The sequence below is a fragment of the Streptomyces sp. NPDC030222 genome (assembly GCF_055573115.1).
This window is the reverse complement of record NZ_JBVICA010000010.1, coordinates 189,129-200,791: the sequence shown is the minus strand read 5'-3', so window position 1 is coordinate 200,791 and position 11,663 is coordinate 189,129. Positions and strand designations below refer to the sequence as shown.

The 11,663-nt window shown below is 71.5% G+C and carries 12 protein-coding genes; 1 reads left to right on the top strand and 11 read right to left on the bottom strand.

The features are described from left to right. Positions 1–73: 73 nt before the first annotated feature. The 11 genes from yajC to pgsA form a co-directional block, all read right to left on the bottom strand. Positions 74–541 (bottom strand): preprotein translocase subunit YajC, encoded by a 468-nt coding sequence (gene yajC / locus ACZ4Z5_RS17200; protein ID WP_468263104.1) that lies wholly within the window; start codon positions 539–541, stop codon positions 74–76. Positions 542–709: 168 nt separating this feature from the next. Then, positions 710–1,786, bottom strand: coding sequence for a Holliday junction branch migration DNA helicase RuvB (gene ruvB / locus ACZ4Z5_RS17195; RefSeq protein ID WP_468263101.1), 1,077 nt, complete (start codon positions 1,784–1,786; stop codon positions 710–712). A gap of 51 nt (positions 1,787–1,837) precedes the next feature. Then, positions 1,838–2,458, bottom strand: coding sequence for a Holliday junction branch migration protein RuvA (gene ruvA / locus ACZ4Z5_RS17190; protein ID WP_468263098.1), 621 nt, complete (start codon positions 2,456–2,458; stop codon positions 1,838–1,840). Continuing rightward, entirely contained in the window at positions 2,455–2,997 is a 543-nt protein-coding gene (ruvC, locus tag ACZ4Z5_RS17185; RefSeq protein ID WP_468263095.1) for a crossover junction endodeoxyribonuclease RuvC, read from the bottom strand. Before ruvC ends, ruvA begins: the two co-directional genes overlap by 4 nt. A 162-nt stretch (positions 2,998–3,159) precedes the next feature. Further along, positions 3,160–3,909, bottom strand: a complete 750-nt coding sequence (locus ACZ4Z5_RS17180; protein ID WP_468263092.1) for a YebC/PmpR family DNA-binding transcriptional regulator — start codon at positions 3,907–3,909, stop codon at positions 3,160–3,162. A gap of 64 nt (positions 3,910–3,973) precedes the next feature. Further along, entirely contained in the window at positions 3,974–4,567 is a 594-nt protein-coding gene (gene pdxT, locus ACZ4Z5_RS17175; RefSeq protein WP_468263089.1) for a pyridoxal 5'-phosphate synthase glutaminase subunit PdxT, read from the bottom strand. 12 nt (positions 4,568–4,579) lie between these two features. Continuing rightward, positions 4,580–5,494, bottom strand: a complete 915-nt coding sequence (gene pdxS / locus ACZ4Z5_RS17170) for a pyridoxal 5'-phosphate synthase lyase subunit PdxS (RefSeq protein ID WP_468263087.1) — start codon at positions 5,492–5,494, stop codon at positions 4,580–4,582. Positions 5,495–5,605: 111 nt separating this feature from the next. Continuing rightward, the gene (locus ACZ4Z5_RS17165) at positions 5,606–6,151 is read right to left on the bottom strand and encodes a LemA family protein (protein WP_468263084.1); all 546 of its coding nucleotides are present in this window, start codon (positions 6,149–6,151) and stop codon (positions 5,606–5,608) included. A gap of 134 nt (positions 6,152–6,285) precedes the next feature. Beyond that, complete coding sequence (locus ACZ4Z5_RS17160; RefSeq protein WP_468263081.1) at positions 6,286–7,446, bottom strand: glycosyltransferase family 4 protein; 1,161 nt, start codon at positions 7,444–7,446, stop codon at positions 6,286–6,288. Beyond that, positions 7,443–8,420, bottom strand: coding sequence for a phosphatidylinositol mannoside acyltransferase (locus ACZ4Z5_RS17155; protein WP_468263078.1), 978 nt, complete (start codon positions 8,418–8,420; stop codon positions 7,443–7,445). Before ACZ4Z5_RS17155 ends, ACZ4Z5_RS17160 begins: the two co-directional genes overlap by 4 nt. Continuing rightward, positions 8,417–9,085 (bottom strand): phosphatidylinositol phosphate synthase, encoded by a 669-nt coding sequence (pgsA, locus tag ACZ4Z5_RS17150; RefSeq protein WP_468263076.1) that lies wholly within the window; start codon positions 9,083–9,085, stop codon positions 8,417–8,419. The genes ACZ4Z5_RS17155 and pgsA overlap by 4 nt, the downstream gene beginning before the upstream one ends. A gap of 234 nt (positions 9,086–9,319) precedes the next feature. Between pgsA and ACZ4Z5_RS17145 the strand changes: the two genes are divergently transcribed. Next, complete coding sequence (locus ACZ4Z5_RS17145) at positions 9,320–11,527, top strand: elongation factor G-like protein EF-G2 (RefSeq protein ID WP_468263073.1); 2,208 nt, start codon at positions 9,320–9,322, stop codon at positions 11,525–11,527. Positions 11,528–11,663: the final 136 nt, after the last annotated feature.

The following is an 11,663-nucleotide window of genomic DNA, read 5'->3' as shown; positions in this document are numbered from 1 at the left end:
GGGGATACCCCCGTGTGTCTGCACGGACTGGGGACCGCGGTGCGCCCTGGGCACCGCGGTCCCCGTTCGTGACTTACTTCGCGTCGGCCTCGCCGTCGGTCTTGTCCCCGGCCTTGGCGTCCTTCGCCTCGGCCGTGGACTCGGCGTCGCCGGCCTCGGGCTTCTTGCCGAGGTCGATCCTGGCGTCGGCATCGGCCTCGGTCAGCGACGAGGCGTCGTCCGGCACCACGGGGGTGTCGATCTTGAGGTCGCCGTCACCGTCACCGTGGACGATGCGGTTGTACTCGTCGTCGTCGAGAACGGCACCGATGGCGTTCTTGGCGAAGACGAGGTGGACGCCGGGTGCGGCCTCGAGGAGCACGGTGTCATCGTGAACCTCCTTGACGGTGGCGTACAGGCCCCCGATGGTTCGGACACCGGTGCCCGGCTGCATCTGGTCACGCATCTGCGCGGCCTGCTGCTGCTTCTTCTTGGCGGACCGGGTCATCAGGAACATGGCCCCGATGAGCACGATGAACGGGAGGAGAGTCACGAGATTCACGGGACGGGGTTTCCTTCGCACGACCGCCGCTGACATGGGCGGCCTGATCTTCGGGGGTGGGTACGCCGGCCTGCACGGTCGGCATCGGCGGAGTCTAAGCGAGTCCGCATCGATGGAACAACGCCCAGCATGGCAGGCTGGTTCCCGAAGGCGCGAACCTCCGCGCCGTCACACCCCGAACAGGCCCTGCTGTCCGCCCCGCGGGTGGCCGACGGTCCCCTGCGGCGGGACGAGCCCCAGATGAGCCCAGGCCGCCGGGGTCGCGACCCGGCCGCGCGGCGTCCTCGCCAGCAGCCCTTCGCGCACCAGGAACGGCTCGGCGACCTCCTCGACCGTCTCGCGTTCCTCACCCACGGCCACCGCGAGGGTGGACAAACCGACGGGGCCGCCGCCGAAGAGCTTGAGCAGTGCACCGAGCACCGCCCGGTCGAGCCGGTCCAGGCCGCGCGAGTCGACCTCGTACACCTGGAGCGCCGCAGCCGCCACCTCACGGGTGATGACGCCGTCGGCCTTGACCTGGGCGTAGTCGCGGACGCGGCGGAGCAGCCGGTTGGCGATACGAGGCGTGCCACGGGAGCGTCCGGCGATCTCCCCGGCGCCTTCGGAGTCGATGACGACGTCGAGCAGGCCCGCGGAGCGGTGCACCACCCGCTCCAGCTCCGCGGGCTCGTAGAACTCCATGTGGGCGGTGAAGCCGAAACGGTCCCGCAACGGCGGGGGCAGGAGCCCGGCCCGGGTGGTCGCGCCGACCAGGGTGAACGGGGGCAGTTCCAGGGGGATGGCGGTGGCGCCGGGGCCCTTGCCGACGATGACGTCGACACGGAAGTCCTCCATCGCCATGTAGAGCATCTCCTCGGCGGGCCGCGACATCCGGTGGATCTCGTCGAGGAACAGCACCTCTCCCTCCTGGAGGGAGGAGAGGATCGCTGCCAGGTCGCCGGCGTGCTGGATGGCGGGGCCGGAGGTGATCCTGATGGGGGCGCCCATCTCGGCCGCGATGATCATCGAGAGGGTGGTCTTGCCGAGTCCGGGTGCGCCGGAGAGCAGCACGTGGTCGGCGGTCGCGCCGCGCGCCCGGGCGGCCTTCAGCACCAGGTCCAGCTGCTCGCGGACCTTCTCCTGGCCGATGAACTCGTCGAGGTCCTTCGGCCGCAGGGCCGCTTCGACGGCCTGCTCCTCGCCGTCCGCGGCGGGTTCGACCAGCCGGTGGTCGGTCTCGGTTCCGGTCGTCTCGTCCCAGTTCACTGGCTGTCTGCTCTCGGTCGGATGGTGCGGGTCTACTCGGGGCGGAACGGGTCAGCGGGTGCGGTTGAGTGACTGCAGTGCCGCCTTGAGGAGGGCGCCCACCTGCGGTGTTCCCCCCGAGGCGGTGGCGGCCTCGGCCTGCGGGGCGACGGCGGCGACCGCGTCGTCGGCCTCCCGGGTGGCGTACCCGAGTCCGATCAGCGCGGCGTGCAGCTGGTCGCGCCAAGGGGCGGCCCCGGCGGTGTGCGCGCTCGCCGAGGGCGAGCCGACGGGCTCACCGAGCCGGTCCTTCAGCTCCAGCAGCAGTTTCTGCGCGCCCTTCTTGCCGATCCCGGGGACGGCGGTGAGCGCCTTCTCGTCCCCCGTGGCGACGGCGATGCGCAGGGCGTCCGGGGTGTGCACGGCGAGCATCGCCTGGGCGAGCCGGGGGCCGACCCCGCTGGCGGTCTGGAGCAGCTCGAAGACCTGCCGCTCGTCGTCGTCGGCGAAGCCGTAGAGCGTCAGGGAGTCCTCCCGCACCACGAGGGAGGTGGCAAGCTTCGCCTCCTGGCCGATGCGCAGCACGGACAGGGTGCCGGGGGTGCATTGGACGGCCATGCCGACGCCGCCGACCTCGATGACGGCGGTGGTCGGGGCGAGGGCGGCGACCGGGCCCGAGACAAAGGCGATCATGCGGTGCGGCCTTTCGTGAGCTGGGTGCTTCGGTGCGCGGCGACGGCCTGCTGGAGGCGGTTCTGTGCCGGGGTGCGCCAGATGTGGCAGATCGCGAGGGCGAGCGCGTCGGCGGCGTCGGCGGGCTTCGGCGGGGCGTCGAGCCGGAGCAGGCGGGTGACCATGGCGCCGACCTGTGCCTTGTCGGCGCGGCCGCTGCCGGTGACGGCGGCCTTGACCTCGCTGGGGGTGTGCAGCGCCACGGGCAGTCCGCGCCGGGCCGCGCACAGCATGGCGACCGCGCTGGCCTGGGCGGTGCCCATCACGGTACGGACGTTGTGCTGGGAGAAGACGCGCTCGACGGCGACGTACTCGGGGCGGTGCTCGTCCAGCCACTGCTCGATGCCGCGCTCTATCGCGACCAGCCGGTCGGCGGTCTCGGCCTCCGCGGGTGTGCGCACCACGCCGACGCCGAGCATGGTGAGCGGCCGGCCCGCGACGCCCTCGACGACTCCGACACCGCAGCGTGTGAGCCCCGGGTCCACGCCCAGTACGCGCATGCCGTCCCCTCCCCTCGGTCGTCGGCCACGGCTTCGGCACCACGGCCTCGACCACGTGTTCCTGTGCTGATGCAGGCTAGCGTCCGGCGCCGACAACGCACGGACGGGCCGACGGGAGCGTGTCCCGTCGGCCCGTCCGAACCGTTCCGTACGGCCGCCGTGTCAGTCGACGGACGCCATGATCTCGTCGCTGACGTCGAAGTTCGCGAAGACGTTCTGCACGTCGTCGCTGTCCTCGAGCGCGTCGATCAGCTTGAAGATCTTCTTCGCGCCCTCCTCGTCCAGCTCGACCTGCATGGTCGGCACGAAGCTGGCCTCGGCGGACTCGTAGTCGATGCCGGCCTCCTGGAGCGCGGTGCGCACCGCGACCAGGTCGGTGGCCTCGCTGATGACCTCGAAGCTCTCGCCGAGGTCGTTGACCTCCTCGGCGCCGGCGTCCAGCACCGCGCCCAGCACGTCGTCCTCGGCCAGCTCGCCCTTGGGCAGCACGACGACGCCCTTGCGGTTGAACAGGTAGGACACCGAGCCCGGGTCGGCCATCGAGCCGCCGTTGCGGGTCATGGCGACGCGCACGTCGGAGGCGGCGCGGTTGCGGTTGTCGGTGAGGCACTCGATGAGCACCGCGACACCGTTCGGGCCGTAACCCTCGTACATGATGGTCTCGTAGTCGGCGCCGCCGGCCTCCTGGCCGGAGCCGCGCTTGACCGCGGAGTCGATGTTCTTGTTCGGCACCGACTGCTTCTTCGCCTTCTGGATGGCGTCGTACAGCGTCGGGTTGCCCTCCGGGTCTCCGCCGCCCGTGCGCGCCGCGACCTCGATGTTCTTGATCAGCTTCGCGAAGAGCTTGCCGCGCTTGGCATCGATCACGGCCTTCTTGTGCTTCGTCGTAGCCCATTTAGAGTGGCCGGACATCCGCCTGTCTCCTTCGCGTAACCAACTTTTCTGCAACGTTCGCCTAGATCCTACCGGGATCGGCTCAGCCGCTTGCGCGCACCATCTCGACGAACAGCGCGTGCATGCGGTGGTCGCCGGTCAGTTCGGGGTGGAACGAGGTGGCGAGCGCGTTGCCCTGCCGGACGGCGACGATGTGGCCGCCGTGCTCGGCGAGCACCTCGACGTCGGCTCCGACCGACTCGACCCAGGGGGCGCGGATGAAGACGCCCTCGACCGGACCGCCCTCGACACCGGCGACCTCGACGGCCGCCTCGAAGGACTCGTTCTGGCGGCCGAAGGCGTTGCGGCGGACGATCATGTCGATGCCGCCGACGGTCTCCTGTCCCGACCTCGGGTCGAGGATCTTCTCGGCGAGCATGATCAGGCCCGCGCAGGTGCCGTAGACCGGCATGCCGGCGCGCACGCGCTCGCGCAGCGGCTCCATCACGCCGAACAGGAACGCCAGTTTGGAGATGGTGGTGGACTCGCCGCCCGGGATGACCAGGCCGTCGATGTCGGCGAACTCCTCGGGGCGCCGGACCGCCCTGGCCACGGCGTCCGCCGCGGCCAGGGCGATCAGGTGCTCCCGTACGTCGCCCTGGAGGGCCAGGACGCCTATGACGGGGGTGTTGCTCATGGATGCAGTGCCTTACCAGCCGCGGTTCGCGTAGCGCTCGGTCTCGGGCAGGGTGTCGCAGTTGATGCCGACCATGGCCTCGCCCAGGTTGCGGGAGGCGTCCGCGATGATCTTCGGGTCGTCGTAGAAGGTGGTGGCCTTCACGATGGCGGCGGCACGCTTGGCCGGGTCGCCCGACTTGAAGATGCCGGAGCCGACGAACACGCCCTCGGCGCCGAGCTGGCGCATCAGCGCGGCGTCGGCCGGGGTGGCGACACCACCGGCGGAGAACAGCACGACCGGCAGCTTGCCGAGCTCGGCGACCTCCTTGACCAGCTCGTACGGGGCACGCAGCTCCTTGGCGGCGGCGTACAGCTCGTTGTTGTCGAAGCCGCGCAGCTTGGCGATCTCGTTCTTGATCTGGCGCAGGTGGCGGACGGCCTCGACGACGTTGCCGGTGCCGGCCTCGCCCTTGGAACGGATCATGGCCGCGCCCTCGGCGATACGGCGCAGGGCCTCGCCCAGGTTGGTGGCGCCGCAGACGAAGGGGGTCGTGAAGGCCCACTTGTCGGAGTGGTTGACCTCGTCGGCCGGGGTGAGCACCTCGGACTCGTCGATGTAGTCGACGCCGAGCGACTGCAGGACCTGGGCCTCGACGAAGTGGCCGATCCGGGACTTCGCCATGACCGGGATGGACACGGCGTCGATGATGCCCTCGATCATGTCCGGGTCGGACATGCGGGCCACACCGCCGTCCTTGCGGATGTCGGCGGGGACGCGCTCCAGGGCCATGACGGCGACGGCGCCCGCGTCCTCGGCGATCTTCGCCTGCTCGGGCGTGACCACGTCCATGATCACGCCGCCCTTGAGCTGCTCGGCCATGCCGCGCTTGACGCGGGCGGTGCCGGTCTCGGGGGACTGCGGGGTGCTGGAAGACGTGCTGGACACGGAACCTCACTCGTGGGGAAAACGGACGGGTAGTGCTTGGAGCAGGAAACCCCGGCCGATCAGTCCACTGCAAGGGCCAATGTGAAGCCGGTGGCTCGTTCCCGCCTGCGATCAGGTGCCCGGGCGGTCCGCGAGCGCGGCCGGCGGCTCGTCGTCCATCTCGAACGCCAGCGGGAAAGGGGCGTGTCCGGCGAGGCGGAACCAGCGCACCTTCCGGTGCCTGCGCAGGGCACGGGCCGCCCGTACGGCGTCGTTGTGGAAGCGACGGGCCATGGGGACGCGGCGTGCGGCCGCCGCCAGCTCCCCGGCCGCCTCATCGCCCCCGGGCGCCTCACGGACCGCCTCGACCTGGGCTGATTCCCCGAACACGGCGCGCAGTGCCTGGCTCAGCTCGCTCTCGGCGACCTCCCGTTGCTCCTCGTCCGCCTGCCGGGCCGCGTGGGCGGCCTCGTACAGCACGATCGAGGCGGCCGGATCGAGGACACCGGAGGTGGCCAGTTCCTGGGTGACCGAGGCACGGCGCAGCAGCTGCGCGTCGAGCGCGGCGCGGGCGGCGTCGATCCGCGTGTGCAGCCGGTCGAGCCGGCCGGCCGTCCAGCTCAGGTACACACCGATGACGACGAGCCCGACGAGGATCCAGATCAAGGTTGCGGTCACGGCCGGTCAATCTACCCGGCGCGTACGGGCCGACCGACGAGCCGGTCGCCAGGCCGCGCACCAGGCACCCGCCGCCGACTCCCGACTCCCGGCTCCCGGCTCCCGGCTCCCGGCTCCCGGCTCCCGGCAAACGCTCAGTCGCGGCCCAGCCCCAGCCGGGCCATCAGGCCCGTGCGCTCGTCGGCCGCGACCGAGGCCGCGCCGTCCGTCACCGTCTCGTAGACGGCCAGGATGTCCGCGCCGACCGTGGACCAGTCGAACCGGCGCACATGGGCGCTGCCGCGCGCGCTCAGCCGAGCGCGGCGGGCGGGGTCGCCGAGCAGCCGGACCGCCGCGTCCGCGAGCGCGTCGGCGTCCTCGTTGGCGAACAGTTCGCCGGCCGCGCCCTGGTCGAGGACCTGGGCGAACGCGTCCAGATCACTGGCCAGGACCGGCGCGCCCGCCGAAAGGGCCTCGACGAGGATGATGCCGAAGCTCTCTCCGCCGGTGTTGGGTGCCACGTAGACGTCGACGCTGCGCAACAGCCGCGCCTTGTCCTCGTCGCTGACCATGCCGAGGAACTGCACGCGCTCGCGCATCTCCGGCGGGAGCGAGGCGACGGCCTCCTCCTCGTCGCCGCGGCCCGCCACCAGCAGCCGGGTCTGCGGCCGGGCGGCGAGGATCTTCGGGAAGGCCCTCATCAGGACCGGCAGGCCCTTGCGCGGTTCGTCGATGCGGCCGATGAAGCCCAGCGTGTCGCCCTGCCACTCCGCCTTGGGTTCGGCGTCGGCGAAGAAACCGACGTCGACCCCGTTGGGGATGACCACGGCGTCGCCCCCCAGGTGCTCGACCAGCGTGCGCCGGGCGTATTCGCTGACGGCGATCCGGGCGCTGATCTTCTCCAGCGCCGGCTGGAGGATCGGGTAGGCCGCGATCATGGCTCGGGACCGCGGGTTGGAGGTGTGGAAGGTGGCGACGATCGGCCCCTGCGCGGCCCAGCAGGCGAGCAGCCCCAGCGAGGGCGAGGCCGGCTCATGGATGTGGATCACGTCGAACATGCCGTCGTGCAGCCAGCGCCGCACCCGCGCGGCCGACAGGAACCCGAAGTTCAGCCGGGCCACCGAGCCGTTGTACGGCACGGGGACGGCCCTGCCCGCCGACACCACGTACGGCGGCAGCGGCGTCTCGTCGTCGGCGGGCGCCAGGACGGACACGTGGTGGCCCAGCCGGATCAGGTGATCGGCCAGGTCGCGGATGTGGAACTGGACGCCACCGGGCACGTCCCAGGAGTACGGGCAGACGATGCCGATCCTCATGCCCGCTCCCGGCCCGCGTCCCGCGTGCCCTCGGGGTGCGCGGTGCGCTCCGGGTCCCGCGCTCTCCCGATGGTCCTCGGCTGCTCGAGATCCGAGAGCCACAGCCGCTGCAGCATGTGCCAGTCCTCCGGGTGCTCCGCGATGCCGACGGCGTACGCGTCCGCCAGCGCCTGTGTCATCACGGACGTCTTCTCGGCGCGATCACCTGTCTCCGGGACCTCGACCGGCGCATGGATCCGCCCGCGCATCACCGGGGAGTCGTCGTACCAGAGCGTGACGGGCAGCAGCAGGGCACCGGTCTGCTGAGCCAGCAGGGCGGGCCCGGCCGGCATCCGCGCGGTGTCGCCGAAGAAGTCCACCTCCACGCCTGACGCGGACAGGTCCCGGTCGGCGACCAGGCAGACCAGGCCACCCTCCCGTAGCCGCCTTGCCAGGGTGCCGAACGCCGCACCTCCGGTGTGCGGCAGCACCTCCATGCCGAGGCCCTCCCGGTAGGCGACGAACCGGTCGTACAGCGACTCCGGCTTCAGCCGCTCGGCGACCGTGGTGAACGGCACGCCGAGACCGGTGGTCACCCAGGCCCCCGCGAGATCCCAGTTGGCCAGGTGCGGGAGTGCCAGGACCACGCCCTTCCCCGCGGCCAGACCGTCGGTGAGATGGTGCACGTCCTGGATGTCGACGCCGCTGCTCGTCCGCTCGGCGCTCCACGCCGGGAGCCGGAACGACTCCATCCAGTAGCGCATGTACGAGCGCATGCCCGCCCGTGACAGCGCGGCCAGGCGCTCGGGGCCGGCGTCGGGCACGACCCGGGCGAGGTTGGCCTCCAGGCGCAGCACGCTCTTGCCGCGCCGCTTCCACACGGCGTCCGCGATGGAGCGGCCGAGGGCCACCGCCGCCGGCTCCGGCAGCTTTCTGACGGTGCTCCATCCGAGCCCGTAGAGCCCGTCCGTGAGCCGATCCCTGACCCCGCTCATGTGGTCGCCCCGCTCCCCCGCTCCGTCGCCGCGGCCGCGTCGGCCTCGGCGGATTCCCGGCGCACGGTGACGACCCGCTGGCCGAGGGTGACGACACTGCCGACGGCGACGATCCACAGCCCGATCGGCAGCAGCACCTCGACGCCCGGCACCCCGAACCCGCTCAGCCCGGCCAGGCCCGCCGCGACCAGCGAGATCACCAGCCGCTCGGCCCGCTCGACCAGGCCGTTCACGGCGACCGGCAGTCCGATCGACTCACCGCGCGCCTTGGTGTACGACACCACCTGCCCGCTGGCCAGGCAGAAGATCGCCACCGCGCACATCAGCACACTGTCCCCACGCCCCGCGTACCAGAGCGCGAACCCGCCGAAGATCGCCGCGTCGGCGACCCGGTCGAGCGTGGAGTCCAGGAAGGCGCCCCAGCGGCTGGAGATCCCCGCCTGGCGGGCCATGTTGCCGTCCACCAGGTCCGAGAACACGAACAGCGTGATGACGATCGTGCCCCAGAAGAACTCGCCCACCGGGAAGAAGACCAGCGCTCCCGCCACCACTCCGGCCGTGCCGACGAGGGTCACCGCGTCAGGGCTTACCCCCAGACGGAGCAGCAGGGCGGCGAACGGTGTGAGGACACGCGTGAAGAATGCACGCGCGTACTTGTTCAGCATGGCCTTCCCGGGGTTCGCTGGGCCGGACGGCCCCGATGGCCTCCGGCGCGCCCATCGTAGTCACGCCGTTCCTTCCGCAGCGCCGGTGCCCCGCACTCCCATGGCGGCGTACGACGTATGGACGCACCGTGACGGGAGTGGAAAGCTCGAATGACCGCGGGCGTCGATGGAGCTGCCCCGGCTTCCACGCTCCGCGTGCTCTCCTCACCGTGCAAGAAACCGGGAGGCAAGGACATGGGCGACAAGGCGAACGCACACCCCGGAGCCGCCGGCAGGGCAGCGACGGCCGACCACCCCTCCGCGCTGCGCAATGTGGTGCTGGTCGGCCACAGCGGATCCGGCAAGACCACCCTGGTGGAGGCCCTGGCTCTCACCGCGGGGGCGGTGAACCGGGCCGGACGGGTCGAGGACGGCGCGACGGTGTCCGACTACGACGACATCGAGCACCGTCAGGGCAGGTCCGTACAGCTGTCCCTGGTTCCCGTCGAATGGGACGGCATCAAGATCAACATCCTGGACACCCCGGGGTACGCCGACTTCGTCGGGGAGCTCAGGGCCGGTCTGCGGGCAGCGGACGCGGCCCTCTTCGTCGTCTCGGCGGCAGAGGGGGCCGAGGGCATCGGCGGCGCCACCCGCGTGATGTGGGACGAATGCGCCGCGGTCGGCATGCCGCGCGCCATCGTGATCACCCACCTGGAGACCGCCAGGGCCGACTTCGAGGAGATGACCCGGGTCTGCGCCGAGACCTTCGGCGGCGACGACCCCGACGCCGTCCTCCCCCTCTACCTCCCCCGGCACGCCCCCACGGGCACCGACGGGCACGCACCGGTCACCGGACTGATCGGGCTGCTCTCCCAGCGGATATTCGACTACACCTCCGGCACCCGGAAGGAGACCGAACCCGACAGTGAGCAGCTGCCCCTCGTCAGTGAGGCGCGCAACCGGCTCATCGAGGGGATCATCGCCGAGAGCGAGGACGAAACCCTGATGGACCGCTACCTCGGCGGGGAGGACATCGACATCAAGACCCTCGTCCAGGACCTGGAGAAGGCCGTCGCCCGTGGCACCTTCCACCCCGTGCTCGCCGCCGCCCCCGCCACCGACGGGGGCAAGCAGGGCCTCGGCACCGTCGAGCTCCTGGAACTGATCACCGGCGGATTCCCCACCCCGCTCGAACGCACGGCACCCCCCGTGACCACTCCCCAGGGCGGGGAACGGCCCGACGTCACCTGCGACCCCGAGGGACCGCTCGCCGCCGAGGTCGTCAAGACCTCCTCCGACCCGTACGTCGGCCGGATCAGCCTCGTCCGGGTCTTCTCCGGCACCCTCCGCCCCGACGAGACCGTCCATGTCTCCGGGCACGGCCTGGAGGACCGCGGCCACGAGGACCACGACGTCGACGAGCGCGTCGGTGCCCTCACCTCCCCCTTCGGCAAGCAGCAGCGCACCCTCGGCCGGGGCATCGCCGGCGACATCGTGTGCGTCGCCAAACTGTCCCGCGCCGAGACCGGCGACACCATCTCGGCCAAGGACGCCCCTCTGCTGATGGCCCCCTGGGAGATGCCCGACCCGCTGCTCCCCCTCGCCATCGAGGCCCACAGCAAGGCCGACGAGGACAAGCTGTCGCACGGCCTCGCCCGGCTGGTGGCCGAGGACCCCACCATGCGCCTGGAGCAGAACCCCGACACGCACCAGCTCGTCCTGTGGTGCCTGGGCGAGGCCCACAAGGAGGTCGCACTGGAACGGCTGCGCACCCGCTTCGGGGTACAGGTCGACGTGGTGCCCCACAGGGTGTCCCTGCGGGAGACCTTCGGCGGCCCCGCGACCGGCCGCGGCCGGCACGTCAAACAGTCCGGCGGCCACGGCCAGTACGCCATCTGCGAGATCCAGGTGGAACCGCTGCCCACCGGATCCGGCATCGAGTTCGTCGACAAGGTCGTGGGAGGCGCCGTACCCCGCCAGTTCATCCCCTCCGTGGAGAAGGGCGTACGCGCGCAGGCCGCGCGCGGAGTGGCCACCGGGCACCCGCTCGTGGACGTGCGCATCACCCTGACCGACGGCAAGGCCCACTCCGTCGACTCCTCCGACGCCGCGTTCCAGACCGCCGGCGCGCTCGCCCTGCGGGAGGCGGCCGCGGACGTGACGATCCACCTCCTGGAACCCGTCGTGGAACTCCAGGTCCTGGTGTCCGACGACTACGTCGGCCCCGTCATGAGCGACCTGTCGAGCCGTCGCGGCCGTGTCCTCGGCACCGAACAGGCCGGCCCCGGACGGACCCTCGTACGCGCCGAGGTGCCGGAGATCGAGATCGGCCGCTACGCCGTCGACCTGCGCTCCCTCTCCCACGGAACGGGACGCTTCAGCCGAACGCCCGCACGGCACGAGCCGATGCCCCCGCAGATCGCCGAACGGATACGCGCCGAGGAGAAGGCCGCCGGCTGACGCCGGTCGTCCTTCACCACCGACTCCGCCCGCCGGAACCCCCACCGGCGGGCGGCAGTTGGGAGGAGGACGCGTCGGGGGGCTTCCAACGGGGAAGACACTCGCTGTCCGTGACGGCCCACCACCTCCACGGATA